The organism is Paraburkholderia sp. CNPSo 3272, assembly GCF_024206495.1.
Lineage (GTDB): Bacteria > Pseudomonadota > Gammaproteobacteria > Burkholderiales > Burkholderiaceae > Paraburkholderia.
Genome location: NZ_JAMBPQ010000036.1, coordinates 46,003 through 71,684 on the forward strand (window position 1 = coordinate 46,003; position 25,682 = coordinate 71,684).

Annotated in this window: 25 protein-coding genes and 1 other RNA gene; 12 read left to right on the forward strand and 14 right to left on the reverse strand. The window is 68.1% G+C overall.

The window, feature by feature from the left end:
- Nucleotides 1-105 precede the first annotated feature (105 nt).
- Entirely contained in the window at nucleotides 106-1,065 is a 960-nt protein-coding gene (locus tag M3I53_RS30000; RefSeq protein ID WP_254319433.1) for a LysR family transcriptional regulator, read from the forward strand.
- A gap of 234 nt (nucleotides 1,066-1,299) precedes the next feature.
- The gene (gene lgt / locus M3I53_RS30005; RefSeq protein WP_254319434.1) at nucleotides 1,300-2,223 is read left to right on the forward strand and encodes a prolipoprotein diacylglyceryl transferase; all 924 of its coding nucleotides are present in this window, start codon (nucleotides 1,300-1,302) and stop codon (nucleotides 2,221-2,223) included.
- Nucleotides 2,224-2,323: 100 nt separating this feature from the next.
- Here lgt and M3I53_RS30010 read toward each other — a convergent pair whose 3' ends face one another.
- The 5 genes from M3I53_RS30010 to M3I53_RS30030 all read right to left on the reverse strand — a co-directional run bounded on the left by M3I53_RS30010 (nucleotide 2,324) and on the right by M3I53_RS30030 (nucleotide 4,725).
- A complete protein-coding gene (locus tag M3I53_RS30010) occupies nucleotides 2,324-3,058 on the reverse strand; it encodes an SIMPL domain-containing protein (protein WP_254319435.1) in 735 nt (244 codons plus the stop codon).
- A 122-nt stretch (nucleotides 3,059-3,180) separates the two neighbouring features.
- On the reverse strand, nucleotides 3,181-3,639 hold the full coding sequence (locus tag M3I53_RS30015; RefSeq protein WP_254319436.1) for an EVE domain-containing protein: 459 nt from the start codon (nucleotides 3,637-3,639) through the stop codon (nucleotides 3,181-3,183).
- Nucleotides 3,640-3,752: 113 nt separating this feature from the next.
- Nucleotides 3,753-3,934, reverse strand: a non-coding RNA gene (ssrS, locus tag M3I53_RS30020) — 6S RNA.
- A 126-nt stretch (nucleotides 3,935-4,060) separates the two neighbouring features.
- Nucleotides 4,061-4,375 (reverse strand): cell division protein ZapA, encoded by a 315-nt coding sequence (locus tag M3I53_RS30025; RefSeq protein ID WP_042268772.1) that lies wholly within the window; start codon nucleotides 4,373-4,375, stop codon nucleotides 4,061-4,063.
- On the reverse strand, nucleotides 4,372-4,725 hold the full coding sequence (locus M3I53_RS30030; protein ID WP_254319437.1) for an ATPase: 354 nt from the start codon (nucleotides 4,723-4,725) through the stop codon (nucleotides 4,372-4,374). Before M3I53_RS30030 ends, M3I53_RS30025 begins: the two co-directional genes overlap by 4 nt.
- Before the next feature lie 389 nt (nucleotides 4,726-5,114).
- On the opposite strand from M3I53_RS30030, the gene M3I53_RS30035 reads away from it, so the two are divergent.
- Genes M3I53_RS30035 through cobC form a run of 5 tightly spaced genes read left to right on the forward strand, consistent with a single transcriptional unit; the run spans nucleotide 5,115 to nucleotide 9,480 of the window.
- Nucleotides 5,115-6,182: an iron ABC transporter permease gene (locus tag M3I53_RS30035; protein WP_254319438.1), complete on the forward strand. Its 1,068-nt coding sequence runs from the start codon at nucleotides 5,115-5,117 to the stop codon at nucleotides 6,180-6,182.
- Nucleotides 6,179-7,012: an ABC transporter ATP-binding protein gene (locus tag M3I53_RS30040; protein ID WP_254319439.1), complete on the forward strand. Its 834-nt coding sequence runs from the start codon at nucleotides 6,179-6,181 to the stop codon at nucleotides 7,010-7,012. Before M3I53_RS30035 ends, M3I53_RS30040 begins: the two co-directional genes overlap by 4 nt.
- A 41-nt stretch (nucleotides 7,013-7,053) precedes the next feature.
- A complete protein-coding gene (gene cobT, locus M3I53_RS30045; RefSeq protein WP_254319440.1) occupies nucleotides 7,054-8,118 on the forward strand; it encodes a nicotinate-nucleotide--dimethylbenzimidazole phosphoribosyltransferase in 1,065 nt (354 codons plus the stop codon).
- Between the two features lie 10 nt (nucleotides 8,119-8,128).
- Nucleotides 8,129-8,905 carry an adenosylcobinamide-GDP ribazoletransferase gene (locus M3I53_RS30050; protein ID WP_254319452.1) on the forward strand — a complete coding sequence of 259 codons (777 nt, stop codon included), beginning with the start codon at nucleotides 8,129-8,131 and terminating at the stop codon, nucleotides 8,903-8,905.
- Complete coding sequence (gene cobC, locus M3I53_RS30055; protein WP_254319441.1) at nucleotides 8,890-9,480, forward strand: alpha-ribazole phosphatase; 591 nt, start codon at nucleotides 8,890-8,892, stop codon at nucleotides 9,478-9,480. Before M3I53_RS30050 ends, cobC begins: the two co-directional genes overlap by 16 nt.
- A gap of 18 nt (nucleotides 9,481-9,498) precedes the next feature.
- Here cobC and M3I53_RS30060 read toward each other — a convergent pair whose 3' ends face one another.
- Genes M3I53_RS30060 through cobU form a run of 4 tightly spaced genes read right to left on the reverse strand, consistent with a single transcriptional unit; the run spans nucleotide 9,499 to nucleotide 12,914 of the window.
- Nucleotides 9,499-10,407, reverse strand: coding sequence for a cobalamin-binding protein (locus M3I53_RS30060; protein ID WP_254319442.1), 909 nt, complete (start codon nucleotides 10,405-10,407; stop codon nucleotides 9,499-9,501).
- Nucleotides 10,407-11,432, reverse strand: coding sequence for a threonine-phosphate decarboxylase CobD (gene cobD, locus M3I53_RS30065; RefSeq protein WP_254319443.1), 1,026 nt, complete (start codon nucleotides 11,430-11,432; stop codon nucleotides 10,407-10,409). The genes M3I53_RS30060 and cobD overlap by 1 nt, the downstream gene beginning before the upstream one ends.
- The gene (gene cbiB / locus M3I53_RS30070; protein WP_254319453.1) at nucleotides 11,425-12,360 is read right to left on the reverse strand and encodes an adenosylcobinamide-phosphate synthase CbiB; all 936 of its coding nucleotides are present in this window, start codon (nucleotides 12,358-12,360) and stop codon (nucleotides 11,425-11,427) included. Before cbiB ends, cobD begins: the two co-directional genes overlap by 8 nt.
- Complete coding sequence (gene cobU, locus M3I53_RS30075; RefSeq protein ID WP_254319444.1) at nucleotides 12,360-12,914, reverse strand: bifunctional adenosylcobinamide kinase/adenosylcobinamide-phosphate guanylyltransferase; 555 nt, start codon at nucleotides 12,912-12,914, stop codon at nucleotides 12,360-12,362. Before cobU ends, cbiB begins: the two co-directional genes overlap by 1 nt.
- A gap of 155 nt (nucleotides 12,915-13,069) precedes the next feature.
- Between cobU and M3I53_RS30080 the strand changes: the two genes are divergently transcribed.
- Nucleotides 13,070-14,635, forward strand: coding sequence for a cobyric acid synthase (locus tag M3I53_RS30080; protein ID WP_254319445.1), 1,566 nt, complete (start codon nucleotides 13,070-13,072; stop codon nucleotides 14,633-14,635).
- A gap of 29 nt (nucleotides 14,636-14,664) precedes the next feature.
- Here M3I53_RS30080 and M3I53_RS30085 read toward each other — a convergent pair whose 3' ends face one another.
- Entirely contained in the window at nucleotides 14,665-15,084 is a 420-nt protein-coding gene (locus M3I53_RS30085) for a PaaI family thioesterase (RefSeq protein WP_254319446.1), read from the reverse strand.
- 209 nt (nucleotides 15,085-15,293) lie between these two features.
- On the opposite strand from M3I53_RS30085, the gene M3I53_RS30090 reads away from it, so the two are divergent.
- Entirely contained in the window at nucleotides 15,294-15,920 is a 627-nt protein-coding gene (locus M3I53_RS30090; RefSeq protein WP_254319447.1) for a ParA family protein, read from the forward strand.
- A 54-nt stretch (nucleotides 15,921-15,974) separates the two neighbouring features.
- On the opposite strand, the gene panD is transcribed toward M3I53_RS30090, so the two are convergent.
- The 4 genes from panD to M3I53_RS30110 form a co-directional block, all read right to left on the reverse strand.
- The gene (gene panD, locus M3I53_RS30095) at nucleotides 15,975-16,361 is read right to left on the reverse strand and encodes an aspartate 1-decarboxylase (protein ID WP_069265442.1); all 387 of its coding nucleotides are present in this window, start codon (nucleotides 16,359-16,361) and stop codon (nucleotides 15,975-15,977) included.
- A gap of 94 nt (nucleotides 16,362-16,455) precedes the next feature.
- Complete coding sequence (gene panC / locus M3I53_RS30100; protein ID WP_254319448.1) at nucleotides 16,456-17,298, reverse strand: pantoate--beta-alanine ligase; 843 nt, start codon at nucleotides 17,296-17,298, stop codon at nucleotides 16,456-16,458.
- Between the two features lie 305 nt (nucleotides 17,299-17,603).
- Nucleotides 17,604-18,518 (reverse strand): ScpA family protein, encoded by a 915-nt coding sequence (locus M3I53_RS30105; RefSeq protein ID WP_254319449.1) that lies wholly within the window; start codon nucleotides 18,516-18,518, stop codon nucleotides 17,604-17,606.
- Nucleotides 18,518-18,703: a DUF3460 family protein gene (locus M3I53_RS30110; protein WP_069265440.1), complete on the reverse strand. Its 186-nt coding sequence runs from the start codon at nucleotides 18,701-18,703 to the stop codon at nucleotides 18,518-18,520. The genes M3I53_RS30105 and M3I53_RS30110 overlap by 1 nt, the downstream gene beginning before the upstream one ends.
- Before the next feature lie 470 nt (nucleotides 18,704-19,173).
- Here M3I53_RS30110 and M3I53_RS30115 point away from each other — a divergent pair, with 470 nt between their 5' ends.
- The 3 genes from M3I53_RS30115 to M3I53_RS30125 all read left to right on the forward strand — a co-directional run.
- Complete coding sequence (locus tag M3I53_RS30115; RefSeq protein ID WP_254319454.1) at nucleotides 19,174-20,859, forward strand: autotransporter assembly complex family protein; 1,686 nt, start codon at nucleotides 19,174-19,176, stop codon at nucleotides 20,857-20,859.
- 61 nt (nucleotides 20,860-20,920) lie between these two features.
- Nucleotides 20,921-25,390: a translocation/assembly module TamB domain-containing protein gene (locus tag M3I53_RS30120; protein ID WP_254319450.1), complete on the forward strand. Its 4,470-nt coding sequence runs from the start codon at nucleotides 20,921-20,923 to the stop codon at nucleotides 25,388-25,390.
- Nucleotides 25,391-25,515: 125 nt separating this feature from the next.
- Nucleotides 25,516-25,682, forward strand: a 167-nt coding sequence (locus M3I53_RS30125) for a transposase domain-containing protein (protein ID WP_254319455.1), incomplete at its 3' end; no start/stop codon positions are given.

A 25,682-nucleotide genomic window follows, 5' to 3' on the forward strand; every position in this document is an offset into this window, starting at 1 on the left:
GTCTATCGAAGCATGCGATTTCGCGAGAGCGCTGTCCAATATATTATTCGTGGTCTATTGAGTCGAAAAACATATCAGCATGAAACAGCGCGAGAACCGCCGCCGATGAATCCGACTATCCCCGATCTGCGCCAGCTCCGCTATTTCGTCGCCGTGGCCGAGGAGCAGCATTTTGGCCGCGCGGCGGCGCGACTGTCGATGACGCAGCCGCCGCTCTCGCAGGCCATTCGCGCGCTCGAGGAGACGCTGGGCGTGGAGCTATTCGCGCGCACGCGCCGTTCGGTCGAATTGACGGCCGTGGGCGCCGATCTGCTGCCGGAGGTGAGGCGCCTGCTGGCGAGCGCCGAAGCGCTGCGGCCGCTCGCCCAGAGCCTCGCGCGCGGCGAGGCGGGCGTGCTCGCGCTGGCCTTCGTTTCGACCGCCGACTACGGCTTGCTGCCGCTTTTGCTGCGCGACTTCGGCGCGCGCTATCCGCGCGTGCGCCTGCAGCTCGCCGAGGCCACGAGCGACTTGCAGGTGGAAGAACTGGTGGCGGGGCGCATCGACGCCGGCCTCGTGATCGCCCCTGTGCCGCCGCGCCACGCGGCCCAGCTTGCTTACCAGCCGATCGCACGCGAGCCGCTCGTGGTCGCCATGCCCTCGGCGCTTTCGACGCGCCTCGGCGGCTCTTCAACCGACGACTGGCACGACGAGCCGGTGAGCCTGCGCGATCTCGCCGATGCGCCGCTCGTCGTCTTCCCGCGCCATCTGGCCCCCGGCTTTTACGACGCCATCATGGACTGCTACGGCGCGGCCGGCCTCGCGCCGCTCATCGGCCAGGAAGCGATCCAGATGCAGACGATCGTGAGCCTCGTTTCGGCCGGCATGGGCGTGGCGCTCGTGCCGCAGTCGCTGCGCCATCTGCGGCGCACGGGCGTCGTGTACCGGCCGCTCGCCGGGGCGGTGCCGGCCATCGAAACGGGCCTCGTCTGGCGCTCGGCCGAGGTGAGCCCGGTGCTCGCGGCGTTCATCGAGATCGTGCGCGCGCACGCGGCGACGGCGGGTGGCCCGGCGCGCGAGGGCTAGCCGCAAGCGGGGTGTGCCGCGCAGGTCGTCCGTCACCGTGACACTCGCCGCGCATCCCAAACGTGCATTTTGGTTCGCGCCCCCTCGCGTCGGCGATAATGTCACGCCGTGACACGCCGACGGCGAACCTCGCCGCTTTGCAAACGTCCAACGCGCTTTGCCCGCTTGTGTGAGCGGCGCGCAACTGCTTACAACCCGATTTCAATCGATATCGCCGACAAGACTTCATCCACGATGCTCATCCACCCGAACTTCGACCCCGTCGCCATTCATCTGGGGCCGCTTGCCGTGCGCTGGTACGGCCTCATGTATCTCGTCGGCTTCATTCTGGCGATCGTGATCGGCCGTCTGCGCCTGCGTCTGCCGTACGTGGCCGCGCAAGGCTGGACAGCGAAAGACATCGACGACATGCTGTTCTACGGCGTGCTCGGCACGATCCTCGGTGGCCGCCTGGGCTACGTGCTGTTCTACAAGGCGAGCTGGTATTTCGCGCATCCGCTCGACATCTTCAAGGTATGGGAAGGCGGCATGTCGTTTCACGGCGGCTTCCTCGGCGTGACGTTCGCGATGGTCCTGTTCGCGTGGCAACGCGGGCGCACCTGGCTGCAAGTTACCGACTTCGTCGCGCCGATGGTGCCCACGGGGCTGGCCTTTGGCCGTCTCGGCAACTTCATCAACGGCGAGCTGTGGGGCCGTGTGACCTCGCCCGATTCGCCGTGGGCCATGCTGTTTCCGGGCGCCGCGAACGACGACGCCGCGTGGCTCGCCGCGCATCCGCAACTGGCCGCGCAGTGGCATCTGAACGAAGTGTTCGCCCAGTACCATCTGCTGCCGCGCCATCCTTCGGAACTGTATGAGATCGCGCTGGAAGGCATTGCGCTGTTCATCGTGCTGATTCTGTTCGCGCGCAAGCCGCGCCCCGTCGGCGCGATTTCGGCCCTGTTCCTGATCGGCTATGGCCTCGCGCGCTTCACGGTCGAGTTCGCACGCGAACCCGATGACTTCCTCGGCCTGCTCGCGCTCGGTCTCTCGATGGGCCAGTGGCTCTCGCTGCCGATGATCATCGTGGGGATTGGCTTGATGGCGTGGGCGTATCGCCGCGCCAAACGTGGCAAGGACGGCAACGACCGCGCGCAGGTAGCAGGCGCGAAGAGCTGACACGCACGCGAACGCGCCACGCGTTTTAGCCCATGAAAAAGGCCACGGTGTTCACCGTGGCCTTCTTGCTTGCGTGCCTGAACTGCTTATATAGCGCGCCTTACTTCATCTGCACCGAGCCGGAGACGTTGACCGTCACCGTGGACGTGCCGCCTTCGAGCGGCACAGGCGCCGACATCTTCGCGTCAGCCGAAGCGGCGCGTGCGCTCATCATCATCATGGGGCGCGGCATCACGCCCGAGTGCCCCACGTTCACGTCGCGAATCGTGTAGCTGCTGTAGCCGAACGCGCGCGTGGCCGAGAGCGCCTGATCGCGGAACGAGGCGATGGCCTGGCCCGAAAGCTTTTGCTCGGCGGCGCGTTGCGCCTCGGGCGACAGCGAGAACTGCACGTTGCCCACCTGCATGATCGACGAGAGATCGCCGGCGAGCTTCGACGCCGCCGCGAAATCATGCGACTCGAGCACGACTTCCGTGCGGCCGCGCCAGGCGGAGATGCGCCCGTCGCGATCCGTCGAAGGGAAGATCGAGAACTGGCCCGAGTGCGCGGTTACGCCCGCGACGCCTCTCGCGCGTTGAAGCGCGGAGTCGGCGCGCTGATTGAGCGTCGCGGTGAGCGAGGCGGGATCGTTCGCTTCCTGTTCGTAGAACAGCGTAATGTTGACGACGTCCTGAGGTACTTCGGCGCTCGCCTGCGCGGACAGCGAAAGCACGCCCGAGGGCTGCTGGAAGCGCGCGTCGCTCTGGGCGAACGCGGCGCCCGGCGCGAGCGTCATGGCGAGGGGGAGGGCGGCAGCCAATGCGGCGGCGAGCGTGACAGCGATTTTTCGGTTCATTGAGGCTCCTTGCAGAACTGGCGTCGCGCGAGGCACAGGTGACGACGCGCGACTGTGCGCGATTGTGCTTGAAGTCGCGCACGAATGCTGTATGCGTGCCCGCCCATCGAGGCAGAACCGCATCACATCAGATGTTTCGTGATGAAGTTCCACTCGGCCGTCGTGACCGGCGTGATCGAGAGGCGGTTGCCCTTGGCGAGTACGCGCATGTCCGCGAGTTCCTCGTGCTCGCGCAAGTCGGCGAGCGCAATCAGCGGGCACTTCTTCTTGAATACGACGTCGACGAGCATCCAGCGCGGATTCTCGTGCGTCGATTTCGCGTCGTAGTAAGGGCTTTTCGGATCGAACTGGGTGGGATCGGGGTAGGCCGTGGACGACACCTGCGCGAGGCCCGCGATGCCGGGCTCGGGGCAACTCGAGTGATAGAACAGTACGCCGTCGCCTTGCTGCATGGTGTCGCGCATGAAATTGCGCGCCTGGTAGTTTCGTACGCCGGTCCAGGGCAGCGTGCGCTGCGGCGCGTTTGCGAGGTCGTCGATGCTTGCTTCGTCGGGTTCGGACTTCATCAGCCAATAGCGCATGAGTCGAAGTTCACGTCGAAAGGGGAGAGGGGCGTTCGTGCATGCAGCGTAGAACGTCAACGCACGCCGCACAAAGGAAAACGGCATCGGACTGTGGTCCGATGCCGTTTGAATAGGTCCCCGCCATAGCCGCTAGGCCGGCATCCTGAACCGAGGGTTCAGAATTGGTCGCAGTTAGCAGCACTTCGGGTACATCAGACTGTGTGACGCGCACGCCCGTGCTACAAATTTCCGCAACCGTGCACATGGCATTGGTTCAAGGAATATATGACCTTGGCGAACCAGGCAGGGAAGCTGACTAAACTGGTTGGCAGCGTGTTTAGAAACGCGTTTCTAAACAAATCAACGCTACCTATGAACAACATCATACCGCACGTTGCTGCGTAATACTGCGGCCTACAACCGCGGTGTACATCAGCGCTTATTGCACACCGTACTGGTGAATGACAGCGCCAAGTTGTTCGTTCATTTGGCGCATTGTACGACGGATTTCTTCGGCTGGGAATGCTTCGCCGTGTCGCACGCTCGTTTGCAGGCGCAGCAGTTCCGAGGCGAGCGAGAGCGCCGCCATGACGGCGATGCGATCGGTGCCGCGCACGTTGCTGTGATTGCGGATCTTCGACATTTCGGCGTCCACGCGCGCCACGGCTTCGAGCAGTGCCTGTTCCGTTTCCGGCGAACAGACGAGGCGATAGGTTTGGCCGAGTATCGTCGCTTCGATCTGCTTGGTGGTCATGCATTTTCTCCGTGGCGGGCCGCGTTGCTGTCGTCGCCGGTGCTCTGCGACGGCTCGAGCAGATCGAGCTGGTTGTCGCGCTCGTTACCTGCGCGTGCGCGTGGCAGCTTTTCGAGGATCGCGTTCAGACGCACCTGCGCATCGTCGATCTTGGCCGAGAGGGCATCGCGCTCTGCTTGCAGCGCGGCGCGCTCCTCGCGGACCTGTTCGAGTTCGGTGCGTGTTTCGTCGCATTGCGCACGCAGCTGCGCGAGTTGCTCTTCGAGTGCGAGGCGTGCTTCGTGTTGGCGCTGATTAATCTCGATCAGCCGCCCGATGTTTTGTGAGAGTGTTTCGAGTTCGTTGAGCATGTGCTGCGTCCTCTAAAGACAGGCATTCTAGCGCGGATTAACGCGTATTTTGATAATTGTGTCGTTTCCAGACGTAACAACCCGGCTTCTTACCCGAATCAGGCCCGAAACCCTCTCTACGCGCGCTGCATACGCCGGGCGGGAACGCAATTTGCCGAGGCCGCGCGCGCAGCGCATCGTCTCGATCGTGGTCTGCGCGTTATAACATCACGGATTCGAGGTCTGTTGCCAGTGCTTTCGCGAACGGCTTATGCCATGTCGCTTTTGCCACGAGTCATGCAGAATCTTTCGCCACAAAAATACTGCGCTCTGTCGTGGCCCGCGCATACCGTGCTGTCTTTCTGTGTGAGCTTGATTGAAATCCGCTGCCGAGTTTCCCGATGCGTTCCATGAGCCGCGATGAGTCCCATGCTGTGCCGCCGATGCACGCGCTGCCGCGCCGCTCGATGAGCGCGCGCCGCGCATGCATGATCTGGGGCGCGCTCGCAGCCGTGGCGCTCGTGGTGTTCGCTGCATCGCTCGCAACAGGCAGCGTGAGCGTGACGTTTGCGCAGGCGCTGGCGGCGCTGACTCCTGCACATGACGTGCACGGTGCGCCGGACATGGCGACAGAAATCGTGCGCACGCTGCGCTTGCCGCGCGCGCTGGCGGGTTTTGCATGTGGCGGCTTGCTCGCGCTGGCGGGCGCGCTGCTGCAGGTGTTGCTGCGCAATCCGCTTGCGGAGCCCTACGTGCTCGGCGTGTCGGGCGGCGCTGCCGCATTCGCACTCGTGGCGATGATCGCGGGCGTGGCGTGGTGGGGCGTGCAGGCGAGCGCATGTGCGGGTGCGTTCGTATCGATCCTGCTCGTGCTCGGCCTCGCACGCCGCGAGTTGTGGCGCGGCGAGCCGCAAGACAGCTCGCCACGGCTTCTCCTGACGGGCGCGGTGACGGCGGCGGGCTGGGGCGCACTGATCACACTGCTGCTCACACTTGCGCCCGATACGCGCCTGCGTGGCATGCTGTTCTGGCTCACGGGCGACCTCAATGGCGCGGGCACGCCGTGGCCCGCGCTCGCGACGCTTGGCGTGGTCCTTGCGTGCATCGTGCCTGCCGCGCCAATGCTCAACGTGCTGCTGCGCGGCGACGCTGCTGCGCAGGCGCTCGGTGTACCGGTGCTGCGTCTACGCGTGGGCATTTATCTTGCCGCGTCGCTCGGGGCGGCCGCTGCCGTGACGACGGGCGGCACCATCGGCTTCGTCGGGCTCGTCGTGCCCCACATGCTGCGCCTTGCGTTCGGCAACGACCAGCGCATGCTCGTGCCCGCCGCCGCGCTCGCGGGCGGGGTGGCCGTGATGGGCGCTGACCTCGTCGCGCGGACGGTGGCGGCGCCCGCGCAGTTGCCGGTGGGCGTCGTGACTGCGCTCGCGGGCGTGCCTGTTTTCCTGTGGATGCTGCTCGCAAGGCGTGGACGATGACCGATAACCATCCACCCCTGCTCGCAGTCCACGCGCTCACGTTGCGCGCGGGCGCGCGCACGCTCGTGGAATCGCTCACGCAAAGGTTTGCCGCCGGCGAAATCTGGTGCGTGGCGGGCGCGAATGGCGCGGGCAAGACTACGCTGATCGGCGCCCTCGCGGGCCTGGCCGAGCCCTCGGCGGGACGCGTCGAAGTGGAGGGCGTCGCGCTCTCGCAGTGGCGGCCGGTGCGCCTCGCGCAACGCCGCGCGTTGATGCCCCAGGACCAGCGTGACGCATTCAGCGCGAGCGTGATCGACACCGTGCTGCTCAATCGCTATCCGCATCTTTCGGGCTGGGGATGGGAAGGCGACGTCGATCGCGACGCCGCGCATGCCGCGCTCGCCACGCTCGGCCTCGAAGCGTTCGCCGCGCGCGATGTGCTGTCGCTTTCGGGCGGCGAGCGCCAGCGTGTCGCGCTCGCTGCCGCGCTGTGCCAGGGCGCGCCGCTCCTGCTGCTCGACGAGCCGCTCGCGCATCTGGACCTGCATCATCAGATTGCGTGTCTCGAAGCGCTCTCGCGGTGGGTGCGCAGTGAAGCGCGAGCGGTGCTGTTTTCGTGCCACGATCTCAATCTCGCGCGGCGTTTCGCAACGCACGCGCTCCTGCTCGACGGCCGCGGCGGTTTTCACGCGGGCCCCGTGCGCGACGTGATCACGCCGGAACGTGCGAGCGCCGCATTCGGACACCCGCTCGTGCTGATACGCGAGGGCGCGCACGAGGCGCTTGTACCAGCACTCGTACCGACATTTTCATCACCGCATTCGCCGGGATCGAACGACGTGCGCTAGCGCGCCGCTGTCGCCCGCATCACTTCGAAACGAAACACACCATGACGTCATCGCTTACTGAACTGCTCACCGTCGAACCGCTCGACCTCTCGTTGCGCGACGAACTGCAACGGCTCATCGACACGAAGACCAAACCGCCCGGCAGTCTCGGCCGCCTCGAAACCCTGGCGCGCCAGCTCGGCATGATCCAGGGCACGACGCACCCGAGCGTCGAGCGTCCCGTGATGATCGTTTTCGCAGGCGACCACGGCGTTGCCGCCGAAGGCGTGAGCCCGTACCCGCAGGCAGTGACCGCGCAGATGGTCGCGAACTTCGTGGCAGGGGGCGCGGCGATCAACGTGTTCAGCAGCGTGGCGGGACTCACGCTCGAAGTCGTCAACGCGGGCGTGGCAACGCCGCTGCCGCCGTCGCCCACGCTTGTCGATGTGCCTATCGCGGCCGGCACGCGCAACTTCGCGCGCGAGCGCGCCATGACGCGCGACGAAGCGCTCGCCGCGCTCGCGGCGGGCGCTGAGCGCGTGCGCCATCATGCGGCGCTCGGCACGAACGTCATCGGCTTCGGCGAAATGGGCATTGCGAACACGTCGTCGGCCGCGTGCCTGATGAGCCGGCTGTGCGGCGTGCCGATCGACGAATGCGTCGGGCGCGGCACGGGCCTCGACAATGCGGGTCTCGCGAAAAAGCGCAATGTGCTCGCGGCGGCGCTCGCGCATCATGCCGACGCGCGCGAGCCGCTCGACGTGCTCGCCACGTTCGGCGGCTTCGAGATCGCGATGATGGCGGGCGCGTACCTCGAAGCGGCGCGCTCGCGCATGGCGATTCTGGTGGACGGCTTCATCGCCACTTCGGCGCTGCTCGTGGCCGACTCGCTCGCGCCGAACGTGCGCGACTACTGCGTGTTTGCGCACGCATCGAACGAAGCGGGACACCGCCGCATGCTCGATCACTTCGGCGCGCGCGAACTGCTCACGCTCGACCTGCGTCTGGGCGAGGGCACGGGCGCGGCGCTCGCGGTGCCGCTGCTGCGCGCGGCGGTGGCCTTCCTCAACGACATGGCGAGCTTCGAGTCGGCCGGCGTCGACAATCGCAGTGATCGCCACGCCTGAGCGCCGCGCGATGAATCCGCTTGCGGAACTGCGTTACTTCTTCACTGCGCTGGGCTATTTCACGCGCGTGCCGGTGCCGCGCTGGGTGGGCTTCGAGCCCGCCTGGCTCAACGCGGCGGCGCGTTACTTTCCGTTCGTCGGCGCGTTGATCGGCGCGCTCGCGGCGCTCGTCTATCTCGCCGCGTTGCGCGTGTTTCCGGCGAACGTGGCCGTGCTGCTGTCGATGGCGGTCACGCTCCTCGCGACGGGCGCCTTTCACGAAGACGGTCTCGCCGACTGCCTCGACGCATTCGGCGGCGCGTACTCCCGCGAGGACGTGCTGCGCATCATGCACGATTCGCGCATCGGCGCATTTGGCGCGATCGGTCTCGTGGTGGCGCTCGCGCTCAAGTGGCAGACGCTCGCGGCGCTGCCGCCGGCACGCGCCGCGATGCTGATGATCGCCGGCCACGCCGCGAGCCGCGCGTGCGCGATCAGCTATCTCGTCTCGCTCGAGTATGTGCGTGCCGAGGGCAAGGCCAAGCCCGTCGCGCAGCGCCTGAGCCTGCGCGCGTGGCTGTGCGCGTGCGTGTTCGGCTTGCCGTGGCTGTTCTGGCCGGTATGGTCCGGCGCGCCCGACTGGCGCGCGGGCGCTGTGACGCTCGGCGTGCTCGCCGCGTTGCGCTATGTGCTGGGGCGTTACTTCGTGCGGCGCATCGGCGGCTATACGGGCGATTGTCTCGGCTTCGCGCAACAGGTGTTCGAGATCGCCATCTACCTCGTGGGGCTCGCATGGATCTCGTTCTGATCCGCCATCCCGCGGTGGCGGTGGATGCGGGCGTCTGCTACGGCGCGAGCGATGTGCCGCTCGCGGGCGACGCGACGCAGCAAGCCGCGTTGCTCGTCGGGCGCATCGCGGCGCTGGGCGTGCGCGAACCGCAGCGTATAGAAACGAGCCCGCTCACGCGTTGCGCGAGCGTGGCGGCGGCGCTTGGCCGTCTGCGCGGCCACGCGCCGCAAGCCGAAGCGCGCCTTGCGGAGATGGATTTCGGCGCCTGGGAGATGCAGCACTGGGACTCGATCGAGCGCGCGCAGATCGACGCATGGGCCGCGAATTTCGAGCATGCGCGTGAGCACGGCGGCGAGAGTGTCGCGCAGTTCGATGCGCGCGTGAGCGGCTGGTTCGACACGCTCGACGCGCGCGAGAAGTCCACCGTTTGGGCCGTCACCCATGCGGGCGTGATTCGCACGGTCACGGCGCGCGCGCTCGGCGTGCCGCTCGCGCGGTGCGTGCGCTGGCCGCTGGAGATGGGCGCCATCGTGCATTTGCGCTACGACTCTTCGAGCGCTCTATGGCTGCTCGCGCGCTGGAACGCCGGGTAAGCCGCTGAGGATAGCGAATCAATGCGCCGCGGCGTTGCGCGAGCGGGCGAGGTCGAGATCCTTGCACATCTGCGCCGCGCCCTGGGCGATGCGCGGCGCGGGGCGCGTGAGCAGATCGCCGTCGATGGCGAAGAGATTGCCGTGCGCAACGGCGGCCAGCGCGGGCCACGCGCGCCAGCGCTCGAGGCTCGGCAGCGGGCGATCCGGCGACGTCGCGCCTTGTGACGCGGTAACGATCGCATCGGGATTGGCGGCGAGGACCGCTTCAGTCGTTACCGTCGGCACGAGCGGTTCGAGCGCCGCGAACACGTTGCGGCCGCCGCAGAGCGCGATCACGTCGCTGATCATGTGCGAGCCGTTGAGGGTCATCAGCGGTTGATCCCAGACTTCGTAGAACACGCTCACGGGTGTGCGTTGCGCATAGCGCGCGCGCAGCTGCGCGATGTCGCGGCGATAAGCATTCGCGGCAGCCTGCGCGGTGTCCTCGGTGCCGAGCAGCACACCGAGGCGCGTGAGCGCGGTCGCGACATCGTCAAGCTTGTGAGGTTCGCTGAAAAAGAGGGGGATGTGCAGCGCGCGCAGACGATCGAGCTGTTGCTGCGCGTTGCCGTGACGCCAGACCACGATGAGGTCGGGCTTGAGCGCGGCGATGCGCTCGAGGTCGAGCGCGCGATTGTCGCCCACGCGCGGCACCTTTTGCGCTTCGGGCGGGTAGTCGCTATAGGCCACGGCGCCGACCACTTTCGCGCCGCCGCCCGCGGCGTAGAGCAGCTCGGTCACGTGGGGCGCGAGGCTCACTACGCGCTGCGCGGGCGCGGGGAGGGTGACGGTGTTGCCCGCGTCGTCGACGGCGGTGACGCTCGCATGCGCGGCGCACGGCAGGAGCGTCGCAGCCAGCAGCGCCAACGCCATGGAGGCCGCGCCCATTAGCCGATCGCCCGCATGGCTTGCCCGAGTGCGCTGTCGAAGCGCTGCCGCTCGCCCTCGGAGGCGGGCAGGCCAAAGCGCAGGCTGGCCGGCGCGTCGAAGCGGCGTGTCCACACCGCGTGGCGCGCGAGGGCGTCCTGCAGCGCCGGCGCGCGTGGGTCCGTGATCCACGCGAAGAGCGGCGTGGCCTGCGGCGCGAAGCCATGCGCGCGCAACAGCGCGACGAGGCGAGCGCTTTCGGCGGCGAGGCGAATGCGCATTTCGTTCTGCCATGCGCTGTCTTCGAACGCATGGGTGACAGCGTGGCGCGCCGGCCCGCTCACGGTCCACGCGCCCAGACTCGCGCGCAACGCGGCCAGCAGGGCAGGCGAGCCGAGCGCGAATCCGCAGCGAGCGCCCGCGAGCCCGAAGAACTTGCCCGGCGAGCGCAGCACGACCAGCCCCGCGCGGCTGGTTGCGTGCGCAAGCGTTTCGGATCGCTCGTGGCTGAACGCATCGGCAAACGCTTCGTCGACGATCAGCGTGCCGCCGCGCCCCGCGAGTTGCGCCTGCCAATCGAGCAGGCGGGTGGCAGCAAGATGCGTGGCCGTCGGATTGTTCGGATTCACCACGACGGCATGCGTGACGGTGTCGGGCAGCGTGTCCTGCATGACATCGAGCGGCACGACCTCATGGCCCGCGCGCGCGAACGCCGGCGCGTACTCGCCGTAGGTGAGCGGCGCAATCGCTACACGCGCGCGCGGCAACAACGCTGGCAGGGCGCGGATCGCGGCCTGACTGCCCGCCACCGGCAAGACGTGGCGGGCGTCGGACGCGCCGTAGTAGCGCGCGGCGCACGCGGCGAAGCCGTCGCCTTCGTCGGGCAGGCGCCGCCATGCCGTGGGCGGCACCGGCGGCACGGGGTAGCCATGCGGATTGATGCCGGTGGACAGATCGACCCAGGCGTCCCAGGCGATGCCGTAACGTTGCGCGGCTTCGTGCAGGTTGCCGCCGTGCGCGACGAGTGCGGCTGGTTGCTCAGACATGGGTCGCCACGCTCACGAAGGCCAGGGCGAGCAGCGCCGCGAGCCACAGAATGGTCGTGCGCTCGACGAGCCGCAAGGCCGCATCCACGTGCTGCGCGCGCGGCGGCGAGCCCGCGCCCAGCGCCGGGCGCTCCTCCAGCATGCCCTGATAAACGGCCGCGCCGCCCAGCAGCACGTTCAGGCTGCCCGCGCCCGAGGCCATGACGGGACCCGCGTTCGGGCTCTCCCAGCGGTGCGCCTGTTCGCGCCAGCAGCGCAGCGCCATGCGCGTGTCGCCGAGCAGTGCGTAGCTCGCGGCCGTCAGGCGCGCGGGAATCCAGTTGAGCACGTCGTCGATGCGCGCGGCCGCCCAGCCAAAGCGCAGGAAGCGCGGCGTGCGGTAGCCCCACATGGCGTCGAGCGTATTGGCGAGGCGGAACGCGAGGGCGCCCGGGCCGCCGGCGATTGCGAACCAGAACAGCGCGCCGAAGATCGCGTCGTTGCCGTTTTCGAGCGCCGATTCGACGGCTGCGCTCGAAAGCGCGGTGGCATCTGCCCCCGCTGTGTCGCGCGAGACGATGCGGCCCGTCAGCTCGCGCGCGGCAGCGAGGTCGCGCCGCGCCAAAGCGGCCCCGATCGGCGCGATGTGCTCGGTAAGACTGCGCGCGCCGAGTGCGAACCAAAGTAGCGCGACGTGCAGCGCCCAGGCGAGCGGCCAGGGCAGCAGCGCACACAGCAGCGCGGCGGCGACGACGGGCGGCGCGACGGCGGCGAGCCATGCGACGAGGCCGAGCGGACGGCCGCGGCGGCCCGTGTTCAGGCGCGCCTCGATGCGGTTCGCGTATTTGCCGAAGGCGACGAGCGGGTGGGCTCGGCGCGGCTCGCCGAGCCAGCGGTCCACGGCGACGCCGGCCACGGCGAGCGCGGCGGTGACGGGTAGCGAGAGCATCATGAGGTCCCGCGCGGCGCTTTGAGCACGAGAGGCAGGCCCGCGGCGACGAGCGTGGCGCGGTCGGCGAGCGCCGCGACGCGCTGATTGAGGCGGCCGAGTTCGTCCACGTAAAGGCGCGTGGCCGCGCCCATCGGCACGACGCCCATGCCGATCTCGTTGCTTACTACGAGCACCGTGCCCTGTGCGCGCTCGCAGGCGGCGGCGAAGGCGTCGAGGCGCTCGCGCCAGTCGGGCAGCGGCGCTTCGGAGTCGGCGGGGCAAAGCAGGTTTGCAAGCCACAGCGTGAGGCAGTCGATCAGCACGCACTGGCCGGGCCCCGTCGCTGTGTCGAGCGCGCGCGCGAGATCGAGCGGCGCCTCGGCGAGCGCCCAGTGCGCGGGCCGGCGCGCGCGGTGGTGGCCGATGCGCTCAGTGAACTCGGTGTCGTCCGTCACGCGCGCGGTGGCGATATAGGTGACCGGCAAGCCGCTCGCGGCAGCGAGGCGTTCGGCGTACGCGCTCTTGCCCGAGCGCGCGCCGCCGACGATGAAGGTGAGATCGCGCGAATTCATCGCGTGATTGTAACGGCTGCGCCCGGGCTCGCCGTTGTCCCATCGGCCAATGTCGCGCCGTGGTCCTGCGCCGTGGTCCTGCGCCGTGATCCTGTATTGGGCGGCGGGGCGATGGGATAATGCGCGTTCGCCTTCGCAGCCCACCCAAGCGCTTCATGACCGCCACGCTACCCGCTCGCGTACCCACCGGCACGCTGATGATCCAGGGCACGACCTCCGATGCCGGCAAGAGCACGCTCGTCGCCGGCCTGTGCCGCCTCGCGCGCCGCGCGGGTGTACGCGTCGCGCCGTTCAAGCCGCAGAACATGGCGCTCAACAGCGCCGTGACCGTGGATGGCGGCGAAATCGGCCGCGCCCAGGCGCTGCAGGCTGTCGCCGCCGGCATCGAGGCGCACACCGACCTCAATCCGGTGCTGCTCAAGCCCAATAGCGACCTCGGCTCGCAGGTCATCATCCACGGCAAGGCGCGCATGAATCTCAACGCGCGCGCGTACCAGGACTACAAGCCGGTCGCGCGCGAGGCCGTGCTGGAGTCCTATGCGCGTCTGCGTGCGCGCTATGACACGGTGTTCGTGGAAGGCGCGGGCAGCCCCGCCGAAGTCAACCTGCGCGCCAACGACATCGCCAACATGGGTTTTGCCGAGGCGGTCGATTGCCCGGTCGTGCTCGTGGCCGACATCGACCGCGGCGGCGTGTTCGCGCACCTGATCGGCACGCTGGCCTGTCTTTCGCAGAGCGAGCGCGCGCGCATCAAAGGTTTCGTCATCAACCGTTTTCGCGGCGACCGCACGCTGCTCGAACCCGGCCTCGCGTGGCTAGAGCAGCAGACGGGCAAGCCGGTGCTGGGCGTCGTGCCGTATCTGCACGGCCTCACGCTCGACGCCGAAGACATGCTGCCGGGCGTAGCCCACAGCGGCGCGCAGGCCGGGGGCGAGACGCTGCGCGTGGTCGTGCCGGCGCTGCCGCACATCAGCAACCACACCGACTTCGACGCACTGCGCGCCCATCCGCAGGTCGATTTCACCTATGTGCGCACGGGCGAAGCGCCGCCCGCCGCCGACCTCGTGATCCTGCCGGGCTCGAAGAACGTGCGCGACGACCTCGCGTGGCTGCGCGCCCAGGGCTGGGAGACGGCGCTCGCGCGGCATCTGCGCTATGGCGGGCGCGTGATCGGCATTTGCGGCGGCATGCAGATGCTCGGGCGCGCGATTGCCGATCCGCATGGCGTGGAGGGCGAGCCGGGCGCGGTTGAGGGCTTCGGCTGGCTCGACTACGAGACCGTGCTCACGCGCGAAAAGACCTTGAAGAACGTGACGGGCGCGCTCGCGCTGGGAGGCGCGGATGCGGATGCGGATGCGGATGCGGGCGCGGATGCGGATGCGGATGCGGTCGCGGGCCCGGCGCGCGTGGCGGGCTACGAAATCCATATGGGCGAGACGCGCGGGCGTTCGCTCGAATCCCCCGCGCTGTGGCTCGCTAACGGAGACGAGGGCGCGAAGCGCCCGGATGGCGCGCGCTCGGCGGATGGCCAGATTCTCGCGACCTACGTGCACGGCCTCTTCGACACGCCGCAGGCGTGCACGGCGCTCCTGCGCTGGGCCGGGCTTGCGCAGGCGCAGGCGGTGGACTATCCGGCGTTGCGCGAGGCGTCGCTGGAGCGGCTGGCGGACACGCTCGCGGCGAGCCTCGATCTGGAGAGGGTGTTCGGCGTAATCCGCTAACAGCGCAGCTAAAAGCGCGGCTGACCGGCTCAGTAAAGCACCATCTGCGTACAGCGGAACAGCGCGATGGTCTTGCCGTCCGGGCCGCTTACCGTGGCATCCCAGACCTGGGTGCTGCGCCCGAGATGCACGCCCGTCGCCACGGCCGAGATCGTGCCTTCGCGCGCGGTGCCGAGGTGATTGCTCTTGATCTCGATGGTCGTGAAGTTCTTTGCGCTGGGCGGCAGGTGCGCGAGGCAGGCGTAGCCGCAGGCCGTGTCGGCGAGGCCGATTACCGTGGCGGCGTGCAGGAAGCCATTGGGGGCGAGCAGGTCGCTGCGCACGTCGAGTTCGGCGCGCAGCAGGCGTTGCTCGAGGACCAGCGGGCGAAAGCCCAGCAAATCGGGCAGGCGGCCGCGCTGCCTCTCGAGCAGGGTTTCGATCGTGATGTCGTGGCGTAGCGTGCTCATGCTCGGTCAGTCTCCTTGATTTGATATGAACATTGCGGGTGCGCGCTCGCGGGGGGCTTCGGCGGCGCGCAATTTGCCGATAATATCGGACGGTTGATTCGGGGCGCCGGCTCGTCTGCAAGGCGCCTCCCCAGGTATCGAAGAACGCATCACGCAAAAATCACGGCAATCCGGCTGGCCATGCGCCAGCCATCCTGACGGGAGCATTCATGACGGTAATCGTGGTGGCGAATCCCAAGGGCGGCGTGGGAAAGAGCACGCTGTCCACCAATCTGGCCGGCTATTTCGCCGCACAAGGCGAGTGGGTGGCGCTCGCGGACCTCGACCGGCAGCAGTCCTCGCACGCCTGGCTCGATCTGCGGCCCGCGACGCTGCCGGCCATCGAAAGCTGGCAGGTCGATCTGGACAACCCGGCGAAGCCGCCAAAGGGACTCGAGCACGCAGTCCTCGACACGCCCGCCGGCCTGCACGGCAACCGGCTTCAGGCGATCATCGAGCTGGCGGACAAGGTGATCGTGCCGCTGCAGCCCTCGATGTTCGACATTCTCGCCACCCAGGACTTCCTGAACCGCCTCGCCAAGGAAAAATCCGTGCGCAAGGGGGCGATCCAGGTGGGCGTAGTGGGCATGCGGGTGGATGCGCGCACGCGCTCGGCCGAGCAGCTGCAGCGCTTCGTCGAGGGCCTGGAGCTGCCGGTGCTGGGCTATCTGCGCGACACGCAGAACTACGTGCAGCTCGCCGCGCACGGCCTCACGCTGTGGGACGTCGCGAAGAGCCGGGTCGAGAAGGACCTCGACCAGTGGCAGTCGATTATCGGCTGGGTCGACGGCAAATAAGCGCGCAGGTACAGCGGCGCGGGCCCGATGAGCCGCGCCGGCCAGACCCGCGTTTTAGCTCCAGGCCTGGGTGGGCACGTGGTCGCGGCTGCCCTTGATGCGGTTGTTCTCGTCCACGAACACGAGGTCCGGCTTCCAGCCGGCCTTGAGCTCTTCCTCTTCCACGTTCGCGAAGGCCGCGATGATCACGAGGTCGCCCAGTTGCGCGCGGCGCGCGGCCGAGCCGTTCAGCGAGATCATGCCGCTGCCGCGCTCGCCCTTGATCGCGTAGGTCGTGAAGCGCTCGCCATTGTTGATATTCCAGATGTCGATGCGCTCGTTTTCGACGATGTTCGCCGCTTCGAGCAGGTTTTCATCGATGGCGCACGAGCCTTCGTAGTGCAGCTCGCAGTGCGTGACTGCGACGCGGTGAATCTTCGACTTGAGCATATGGCGTTGCATGGAGGGTCTCCTCAGGCGAGCGGGCGCGCGGCCCGCCGCGGGTAAACGGAATCTGGGGATCTGGGTGAAGGGGCGGCGCGGCCTCCCACGGCCCTCAGATCTCGAGGTTGTCGATCAGGCGCGTCGCGCCGAGCTTGGCGGCGGCAACCACGACGAGCGGCGACTCGGCGTCGCCGGCCACGCCCGGCGAGGGCGGCAGCAGGTTCGCGCGCTTGCGGATCGCGATGTAGTCGGGCTTCCAGCCGCGCGCGGCGAGCGTCGCCATGGCGTCGAGTTCGAGCTGCTGGAAGTCTCGGCGCCCCGACAGCACCGACTCGCGGATCGCGCGCAGCACGCCCGCCAGTTGCGGCGCCTCGGCGCGCTCGGCTTCGCTCAGGTAGCGGTTGCGCGAGCTGAGCGCGAGGCCGTCGGTGTCGCGCACCGTTTCGGCGGCGATCACTTCGGTTGGCAGCGCAAACTGGTTGCACATCGCGCGCACGATCATGAGCTGCTGGTAATCCTTCTTGCCGAACACGGCCACGCGCGGCTGCACGCACGACATCAGCTTCATGACGACCGTGCACACGCCCTCGAAGAAACCGGGGCGGAACTCGCCTTCCAGAATGTCGCCGAGATCGTGCGGCGGGCGCACGCGGTACTCCTGCGGCTGCGGATACATGTCGCGCTCGGTGGGCGCGAACAGCACGTAGACGTTTTCCTTCTGCAGCTTCTCGATGTCGTCCTGAAGCGTGCGCGGATACTTGTCGAAGTCCTCGTTCGGGCCGAACTGCAGCCGGTTGACGAAGATACTCGCCACGACCGGGTCGCCGTGCTGGCGCGCGAGGCGCATCAGCGAGAGATGGCCTTCGTGCAGGTTGCCCATGGTCGGCACGAACGCCGTGCGGTTTTGGCCGCGCAACTGGTCGCGCAATTCCTGAATCGAGCTAATGACTTTCATGATCGGATGCTTTATGCCTCGCGCGGGGCAAGACTTGGGTTGCACGGCCGCAAGCGAGAGACCCGGACGAAGGGCCGCGAGCGGACGTCGCGCGCCCAGTCCGCGCGAGTGGCGCGGTGTGCCTCGTATGTGGGACGAGACCGGGCAGGCGCGGGCGATTGTAGTGGATTTGTGAATGCGGCGCACCCGCCTCGGGTAAGGGGTTGTCCTGGCGCTCCGCTGTGGGGCCCGGCGGGGGTGCCTGCGTGATGCGGTCCTATTTATTGACCCACCGCGGGCCGACTCCGGCAAGACCGGGCCGGGGATCAGGCAGGCAAATACGCAAGCCGCACGTAGATCGGCGCGAACGGCTCGGGCTGGGTGATCTCGATGAGCGATTCGCGCGACAGCTCCAGCATGGCGATGAAGTTCACGACCACGACGGGCACGCCGCGCGTGGTGTCGAACAGTTCGGAGAACTCCATGAAGCGCTCGCCCTGGAGCCGGCGCAGGATGATGCTCATGTGCTCGCGCACCGAGAGTTCCTCGCGCGAGATCTTGTGATGCTGGACGAGCTTCGCGCGTTTGATGACGTCGGCCCACGCAGCGCGCAGGTCGTTGCTGTCCACGTCGGGAAAGCGCGGCGTGATGCTCTGCTCGATATAGACCTCGGCGCGCAGGAAGTCGCGGCCGAGCTGCGGCAACTGGTCCAGGCGCTGGGCGGCGAGCTTCATCTGCTCGTATTCGAGCAGGCGGCGCACGAGTTCGGCGCGCGGGTCCTCGGCTTCCTCGCCGGTGTCGGCCTTCCTGACCGGCAGCAGCATGCGCGACTTGATCTCGATGAGCATGGCCGCCATCAGCAGATATTCGGCCGCGAGTTCGAGATTGGTCTTGCGCAGCTGCTCGACATAGCCGAGGTACTGGGTCGTGACCTCGGCCATCGGGATGTCGAGGACGTTGAAGTTCTGCTTGCGGATGAGGTACAGCAGCAGGTCGAGCGGGCCTTCGAAGGTTTCGAGGAAGACTTCGAGCGCGTCCGGCGGAATGTAGAGATCCTGCGGGAGCTTGAAGAGCGGCTCGCCATAAAGGCGTGCAAACGCGACGCCGTCGACCGTGTCGGGCGTCGAGTCGGTTGCGGGCGTGGTCAGCGCCTCACCGGGCGTTTGCCCGGCAGCGTGGCCCGCGTGACTGGCCGCGTGCTCGCCTGGCGGCGGCGCGCCGGCCCCGTCGGCCTCGGCCATCAGAAGTTCTGGTAGTAGACGTAAGACGTCTGCTTCACGCGCGAAGCCTGCTGGCGCTCGCGCTCGTCGAGGTCGATCGGCTGCTTGTCCCACAGGAGCGCGCGGCCCTTGCGTTGCTGTTCTTCGAGCTGCGGCTTTTGCTGCTTGAGCTGGTTGATGAACTGCGTGATGTCCGACTGATACATGGCTGACGTCCGTCCAGTAAGGCGGGGCGCCTGATTGCGCCGCGCCGTTCATTCTGTCGGCGGCAATTTTACCGCAAGCCAACGCCGCGGAACATCCGAGCCGGGCGGAACGCGTTCGCCATCCCCGAGGCCGCCCCCCCGCGCGCCATCGGTCCGGACGCGCCTGCCGTTGTGGCACGCTTTGCACCTCCTCCTGGGGTTTTGACGCGCTGATGTGGTGAAATAACGCGTTTGCGCCCGTTGCCGCTTCCCGTGCCCTGCGCGCGAGCGGCGCAACCGGTGGCAATCAGTTCTACGACGGCCGGAGGTGGCGTTTGGCGGGATGGGTGATCGAAGCATTGTGCGCACGGCGGCGCCCCTCGCGGGCGGCGCGGCCACGGCTCGCCGCGCGCCTGATCGTGTGCCTCGCCGTGTTCTGCGCCTTGGCGCCGCCCGCCCGGGCCGACATCCTGAGCACTCTGCTGCCGTGGATGCGCCCGCGCACCTACTACGACGTCGATATCCAGGCTAGCCCGCGCGACCTGCGCAAGCTGCTCGAGGCGCATCTCGACATCGCGCGCTTCGCCACGCGCGCCGACGTGAACGAGGACCAGTTCGAGTTCCTCGTGACCGCGACGCCGCAGCAGGTGCGCGACCTCGCCTCGACGGCAGGCTATTTCACGCCGGTCGTGCGCACCGACGTGCGTACGACCGACGGCAGGCGGCACGTCCGGGTGAGCGTCGACCCGGGGCCGCGCACGACGATTTCGTCGGTGAAGCTCGTTTATCGCGGCCCGGTCCTCACGGAAGACCCGGCGCAGGAGAACACCGCGCGCTTCGCGTTCTCGCTGCACGAAGGCGATGCCTTTACGCAGTCGGGCTGGGACGACGCCAAGAACGCCTCGCTCAAGGCGCTGCAGGCGCGCCGCTACCTCGGCGCCAAGATCACGTTTTCGGAGGCGCGGGTCGACCCGCTCAGGCACGACGCGCAACTTTCGGTAACGTTTGACAGCGGACCGACCTTCACGCTGGGCAAGCTCGACGTTTCCGGCCCGCAGCGCTATCCGGGCTACATCATCGACAACGTGAATCCGCTCTCGCCGGGCGAAGTCTACGACCTGAAGCGCGTGGCCGAGCTGCAGCGCCAGGTGCAGAACACGCCGTACTACGCGAGCGTGGCGATCGACGTCGACGCGAACACGCAAAAGCCGCTCGAGACGCCCGTGCACGTGAAGGTGAGCGAGTTTCCGTACAACAACTTCCGCGGCGGCGTGGGTTATTCGACCGACACCGGCGCGCACGTCCAGGGCTCGTACACCTACCTGAACACGTTCGGGGCGGCGTGGCCGTTCCAGGTGCAGGGGCGGCTCGACCAGATCCAGAAGTTCGGTCAGGTCCAGCTTTCGATGCCGCCGGGTCCGCGCGCCTGGACCAACAGCCTCGTCGCTTCCTACACGACGACCGACGTCTCGGACACCAACATCTATAGCGCGCGCGTCGGGGTGCAGCGCACGCGCACCTCGCAGAACATCGACTATGCGTACGCGCTGATGTTCTACGACGACCGACTTACGCAGAACGTGGGGCCGTCCTCGCGGGCCTATGCGCTCGTGCCGACCTGGGGCTGGACGCGCCGCAACGTCGACGACCCGCTCTTTCCGCGCTCGGGAAACATCATCCGGATGGAGGCGGGCTTCGCGCTCAAGAACGCGGGCGCCGAGCAAACCTTCCTGCGCGCCTACATGCGCGGCCAGCAATACCTGCCGATCGGCCACAGCGACATCATGGTGTTCCGCGCGGAGCTGGGCGGCGTGTTCACGAGCGGCCCGTCGAGCGGCATCCCCGCGTCGCTGCTGTTCCGCGCGGGCGGTTCGAACTCGGTGCGCGGCTACTCGTTCCAGAGCATCGGTAACGACCAGTCGGGCTCGATCCTGCCGACCAAGTATCTCGTCACCGGCTCAGCCGAGTACCAGCACTGGTTCAGCCACGACTGGGGCGGCGCGGCGTTCTTCGACGTCGGCGCCGCCACGGACACCTGGGGCGAAAAGCAGTTCGATCCGGGCGCGGGTATCGGTGCGCGCTGGCGCAGCCCCGTCGGGCCAGTCAACCTCGATCTCGCCTATGGTTTTCGCACTCACAGCGTGCGGCCTTATCTGACACTCGGGATCGCCTTCTGATGATGACGTGCTCGCTGCTCCGCTTCGCAACGCCTCCTGCGCCGCACGGCGAGGGGGCCGCATGAGCGCGCGCCGTTTTGCTGCGGTGGCATGGCTGCCGGCCACGTTCGCGGTGCCGCCGGAAGAAGCTGGCCGCAGCCCGGACGATGAAGCGCGCGGCGAACCCGGCGACCATGGAGCCAATGGCGGCGATGGCGGCGCGGGCGGCGACGGTGCGCCGCCGCGGCGCCGCGGGCCGCGGCTCTGGAAGGCGCTTGCCTGGGCGATCGTCGTGCCGGTGCTGCTCGTCGGGCTCGTCGCCGGGTTGCTCTATGGCGTGCTGACCACCGAGCGCGGCACGGCCTACGCGTGGCGCGCGGCAGTCAGGCTGCTCGACGGCAAGCTCGCGGGCCGGCTCGAAGGCGGCACGCTCGCGAGCGGCGTGCGCTTTTCCAACGTGAGCTGGCGCGGCACGGACGGCACCACGCTCAAGGTCGACCGCATCGGCGGCCAATGGGAGCTGCAGGGCTTCGGCCAGAAACCGTGGCGCTTCGTGGTGGACTATCTGCATGCCGGCGACATCGAGATACGCGTCGTGCCGTCGCACGAGCCTTCCTCGCCCATGAAGCTGCCGGAAAACCTGCAGCTGCCGCTCGGGCTCGAGATCCGCGACCTGCAGGTGGACAAGCTCACCGTGCATGAAGGTACTTCGACCAACGAGTTCTCGCACTTCCAGTTCCACGGCCGCAGCGACGGCCGCCATCACGAGGCCGCCATCGAGCGTCTCGACACGCCCTTTGGCGCGGTGAGCGCCGAGGCGAAGCTCAATGGCGTGCGGCCGTTCGCGCTCACGGGAGACCTGGGCTACTCCGGCAAGGTGAACGGCGAAGAGGTGAAGGTCAGCGCAAACCTCGCCGGCTCGCTCGAGGCGCTCACGGCCGATGTCGAGGCAAGCGGCATGAAGCTCACCGGGCGCGCGCATGTGGAGGCCACGCCGTTCGCTTCCGTGCCGCTGCAGCGCGTCACGCTCTCGTTCGACCATGTCAACCCGCAGGCGTTTGCGCCGGGCGCGCCGTTCGCCGACCTCGCGGTGCGTGCGCAGTTGCAGCCGGTGCCTGGCGGCGCGGCGGGCGTGCCGGCGGCGCTCGCGGCGGTGGCTTCGGGGACGGCGGCGGTGTCGGGCGTGACGCCGGCTTCCGTGCCGGCGCGGGCATCGGCGCCGGCCGGCGGCGCGAAGCCCGACGCTGCGGCTGCAGCCTCGGCGGCGGCCGATGCGGCGCGCGCGCGCAGCAATGCGGCGGGCTTCACGGTGGCGGGCGCGGTCTCGATCGTGAACGCGAAGCCGGGCGCCATCGACGAAAAGCTGCTGCCGCTCATCGACGCCCACGCCGACGTCGTGCTCGATGCGAAGACGCAGCGCATACCGAAGCTCGCCGTGCGTCTCGTGAAGAACGCGACGATCACCGGCGGCGGTACGATCAGCGGGCGCGACGGCCGGTTCGACCTGAGGGTGGCGGGGCTCGACCTCAACGCGATCCAGTCGAGCGTGCGCGCCACGCAATTCGCGGGGCCGGTCGGCGTGCGGCTGAACGGCGACGTGCAAAGCGTCACGCTCGATCTCGCCGACCCGAAGGCGGCGCTGCGCGTGCAGGGCAAGGTCACGCAAGACCCCGCGCGCCTCTCGCTCAACGACGTGCGGCTGACTTCGGGGGCGGGGCGCATCGACCTGTCGGGCGCGCTCAAGCACGATGCCAGCTCCACTTATCAACTCAAGGCGGTGCTGACCAATTTCGATCCGCTGTCGCTCACGTCGCAAACGCCGGCGCGCACGGCCGCGAAATCGCCCGCACCGGCCGCCCGGCCGCGGCCCCCGGCGCAGCCCGCCGCCGACGCGCTCAACCCGCAACGCAATCTCGCGCTCAATCCGGCGCTGAACCCGTCGCTCAATCCCGCGCAAACGGGCGAGCAGGCCGCCGAGCAAAAGCGCGTGGAGAACGCGAAGCAGACCGAGCGGGGCGGGGCGGCCCAGCACGAGGCGAAGCCGCGACCCGCCGCGCGTCCCGCGGCCCGGCGCATCGAGGCGCGCGTGAACGGCACGCTCAACGCGAGCGGCACGCTCGCGCCCACCTTCACGACGCGGGCCGAGTTCAAGCTCGGCCCGAGCGTCTACGACGACCTGCCGCTCACGGGAGAGGGCCTTATCCAGCTGGCGGGCTCGCGTATTCTGCCAAGCCGCGCGAACCTCTCGGTCGCAGGCAATACCGTCGATCTGCAAGGCAGCTTCGGCGCGCGGGGCGACCGCCTGCGCTTTCGCGTGGATGCGCCGCAGCTCGACCGGCTCGGCTTTGGCATAGCGGGCCAGCTCGCGGCGAACGGCGACGTGACCGGCACCTTCGCGCATCCCGACGTCTCGCTCGATTACAAGGCCGACCACGTGGTGTTCGGCGACAACCGCGTCGGCCATGCCGAGGGCCGGGCGCTCGCGCGCGACGGCGCGAACGGCGCGCTCGCTTTCAGCACCGACGCGAGCGACATCGCCGTGGCGGGCGTCGATATCACGACGCTCACCGCGCGCCTCGACGGCACGCGCGCGAAGCACACGCTCACCGCGAGCGCGAAGGGCAAGGTCCAGGGCCAGCCGATCGATTTCGTGGTGGCGGCCAACGGCGGCCTCCAGGACACGCGCGAAGGCACGCGCTGGAACGGCACGGTCACGCAGCTCGAGAACCGCGGCGTGCCCGGCGTGAAACTGCAGTCGCCTCTCACGGTGAGCGCGGGCCCCGGCAAGGTCACGCTCGGCGCGACGCGTATTACGGGGGAAGGCGCGTCGCTCGACCTGAAATCGTTCGACCTCGACCATGGCCGCATCCGCTCGGCGGGCACGCTCACCAACGTGTCGCTCGCGCGCATCATGCAGATCCGGCAGCAGTTCACGGGCGTGCCGTCCACGCTCAGGACCGACCTGGTCTTCGACGGCGACTGGGACTTCGCTGTCGGCCCGACGGCCACCGGCTACGTGCAGATCAAGCGCCGCTCGGGCGACATCACGACCGAGGTCGGCCGCGGCTTTGCCTCGCTCGGCGTGGGCGACCTCAACGTGCGCGCGGCCTTCAGCGGCGGCAACCGCCTCACGCTCACGGCGCATGCGCAGGCGAACCGCGTGGGCGTGCTCGACATCGACGCCTACACGACGCTCATGCCACGCGACGGCGTTCTCACCGTCGCGGACGAGGCGCCGATCGGCGGCACCATCAAGGCGAACGTGCCCTCGCTCAGGAACACGGGCGGCATGCTCGGCCCGACTTATCTGCTCGACGGCCATCTCGCCCTGCAGCTCGCGCTCGGCGGCACGGTCGCGAAGCCGAATCTCACGGGCTCGCTGGTCGGCGACGACATCTCGGCCACCGTGGTCGACCAGGGCGTGGAGCTGAAGGATGGCGTAATCCGCATCGCGCTCTCGCAGAACCTGGTCGACTTCCAGCAGGTGGAGTTCCACGGCGCGACGAGCGGCACGCTGCGCGCAAAGGGGCAGGTGCGTCTCGACAACGCCGAGCCCGATCTCACTGCGAGCATCGTCGCGGACAAGCTCGAGCTTTTCGCTTCGCCCGACCGCAAGCTGTCGCTGTCCGGCAGCGCGAGCATCGCCAACGGCGGGCATCTGGGCGGCATGCAGATCGACGGCAAGTTCACCGTCGATCACGCGCTCTTCGACATGCCCGAGTTACCTGCGCCGTCGCTCGGCGACGACGTCGTGATCGTGCGCCCCGACGGCACGACGGTGGGCGGCCGGCCGCCCATCGAAGAAACGGCGTCGACCAAACCCGCGCCGCGTTTTGCCCCGCGTGCAAACGTCGACATCGATCTCGGCCACGACTTCCGCTTCCGCGGGCACGGCGCGGATCTGGGCCTGGCGGGCACGATTACGGTCAACAGTGCGCCGGACGTCCCGCTGCGCGCAGTCGGCAACGTGCGCGTGACCGAAGGCTCCACGTACACGGCGTTCGGCACCAAGCTCAATATCGAAAATGGCTTCTTCACGTTCAACGGGCCGGTGGGCAACCCAGGGATCAACATTCTCGCCATGCGGCGCAACCAGCAGGTCGAGGCGGGCGTGCAGGTCACCGGCACCGTGCAGGCGCCGTCGGTGCGGCTCGTTTCCGAGCCCAACGTGCCCGATAACGAAAAGCTCTCCTGGCTGCTGTTCGGCCACGGCACCGACCAGGGCAACAACCTCGGCCAGCAGAGCGCGATGACGACGGCGCTCGCCCTGCTCGGCAGCGCGCAAGGCAAGCGCATTGCGCAGAGCATCGGCCTCGACGAATTTTCGATCGGGCGCAGCGAGGTGGGTCTGACCGACACCGAGGTCGTCATGATCGCGAAGGCCATCAACCAGCGTCTCGTGATCGGCTACGAGCAGGGCCTGCAGTCGGCGTCGAACGCGGTGAAGGCCACGATCAACCTCTCGCGTTACTGGTCGCTGGTGGTGTACGGCGGCACCTTCAACGGCGCGGATATTCTCTATACGCGGCGTTTCGATCGGCTGCGCCGCTAGCGCCTCGAAAAGCCAGGTGCAAAAAAAACGCCCCTCGCAAGGGTAATGCCGTTCAGTTAAGACCTGAACGGCGTTTTCGTTTTGGGTGTTGTAAACGGTGAGGGAGGCTGTTAACCTGCGTCCCCATGCTTGATGACGCCCTCCATTTTCTCGCTGAAGAACAGGAAACGCCCGACTGGGCTCGCCTGGGCGAGCACTTGCCCTACGAGTGGATCGAGCAGGCGGTGGCCTACACGGGACGGGCGAGTATCCGACAACGCCGCTTGCCCGCGGAGCAGGTGGTTTGGCTGGT

Excerpts from the sequence above, each read along its gene's own strand:
- lgt (WP_254319434.1), top strand. The coding sequence starts at position 1,300 with ATGCTCATCCACCCGAACTTCGACCCCGTCGCCATTCATCTGGGGCCG.
- cbiB (WP_254319453.1), bottom strand. The coding sequence starts at position 12,360 with ATGCTCTCGCTACCCGTCACCGCCGCGCTCGCCGTGGCCGGCGTCGCC.
- panD (WP_069265442.1), bottom strand. The coding sequence starts at position 16,361 with ATGCAACGCCATATGCTCAAGTCGAAGATTCACCGCGTCGCAGTCACG.
- M3I53_RS30090 (WP_254319447.1), top strand. The coding sequence starts at position 15,294 with ATGACGGTAATCGTGGTGGCGAATCCCAAGGGCGGCGTGGGAAAGAGC.
- cobD (WP_254319443.1), bottom strand. The coding sequence starts at position 11,432 with ATGTCTGAGCAACCAGCCGCACTCGTCGCGCACGGCGGCAACCTGCAC.
- M3I53_RS30110 (WP_069265440.1), bottom strand. The coding sequence starts at position 18,703 with ATGTATCAGTCGGACATCACGCAGTTCATCAACCAGCTCAAGCAGCAA.
- M3I53_RS30025 (WP_042268772.1), bottom strand. The coding sequence starts at position 4,375 with ATGACCACCAAGCAGATCGAAGCGACGATACTCGGCCAAACCTATCGC.
- M3I53_RS30105 (WP_254319449.1), bottom strand. The coding sequence starts at position 18,518 with ATGGCCGAGGCCGACGGGGCCGGCGCGCCGCCGCCAGGCGAGCACGCG.
- M3I53_RS30080 (WP_254319445.1), top strand. The coding sequence starts at position 13,070 with ATGACCGCCACGCTACCCGCTCGCGTACCCACCGGCACGCTGATGATC.
- M3I53_RS30030 (WP_254319437.1), bottom strand. The coding sequence starts at position 4,725 with ATGCTCAACGAACTCGAAACACTCTCACAAAACATCGGGCGGCTGATC.
- cobC (WP_254319441.1), top strand. The coding sequence starts at position 8,890 with ATGGATCTCGTTCTGATCCGCCATCCCGCGGTGGCGGTGGATGCGGGC.
- M3I53_RS30050 (WP_254319452.1), top strand. The coding sequence starts at position 8,129 with ATGAATCCGCTTGCGGAACTGCGTTACTTCTTCACTGCGCTGGGCTAT.
- M3I53_RS30035 (WP_254319438.1), top strand. The coding sequence starts at position 5,115 with ATGAGCCGCGATGAGTCCCATGCTGTGCCGCCGATGCACGCGCTGCCG.
- panC (WP_254319448.1), bottom strand. The coding sequence starts at position 17,298 with ATGAAAGTCATTAGCTCGATTCAGGAATTGCGCGACCAGTTGCGCGGC.
- M3I53_RS30000 (WP_254319433.1), top strand. The coding sequence starts at position 106 with ATGAATCCGACTATCCCCGATCTGCGCCAGCTCCGCTATTTCGTCGCC.
- M3I53_RS30040 (WP_254319439.1), top strand. The coding sequence starts at position 6,179 with ATGACCGATAACCATCCACCCCTGCTCGCAGTCCACGCGCTCACGTTG.
- M3I53_RS30060 (WP_254319442.1), bottom strand. The coding sequence starts at position 10,407 with ATGGGCGCGGCCTCCATGGCGTTGGCGCTGCTGGCTGCGACGCTCCTG.
- cobT (WP_254319440.1), top strand. The coding sequence starts at position 7,054 with ATGACGTCATCGCTTACTGAACTGCTCACCGTCGAACCGCTCGACCTC.
- M3I53_RS30015 (WP_254319436.1), bottom strand. The coding sequence starts at position 3,639 with ATGCGCTATTGGCTGATGAAGTCCGAACCCGACGAAGCAAGCATCGAC.
- cobU (WP_254319444.1), bottom strand. The coding sequence starts at position 12,914 with ATGAATTCGCGCGATCTCACCTTCATCGTCGGCGGCGCGCGCTCGGGC.
- M3I53_RS30120 (WP_254319450.1), top strand. The coding sequence starts at position 20,921 with ATGAGCGCGCGCCGTTTTGCTGCGGTGGCATGGCTGCCGGCCACGTTC.
- M3I53_RS30115 (WP_254319454.1), top strand. The coding sequence starts at position 19,174 with ATGCGCCCGCGCACCTACTACGACGTCGATATCCAGGCTAGCCCGCGC.
- M3I53_RS30010 (WP_254319435.1), bottom strand. The coding sequence starts at position 3,058 with ATGAACCGAAAAATCGCTGTCACGCTCGCCGCCGCATTGGCTGCCGCC.
- M3I53_RS30085 (WP_254319446.1), bottom strand. The coding sequence starts at position 15,084 with ATGAGCACGCTACGCCACGACATCACGATCGAAACCCTGCTCGAGAGG.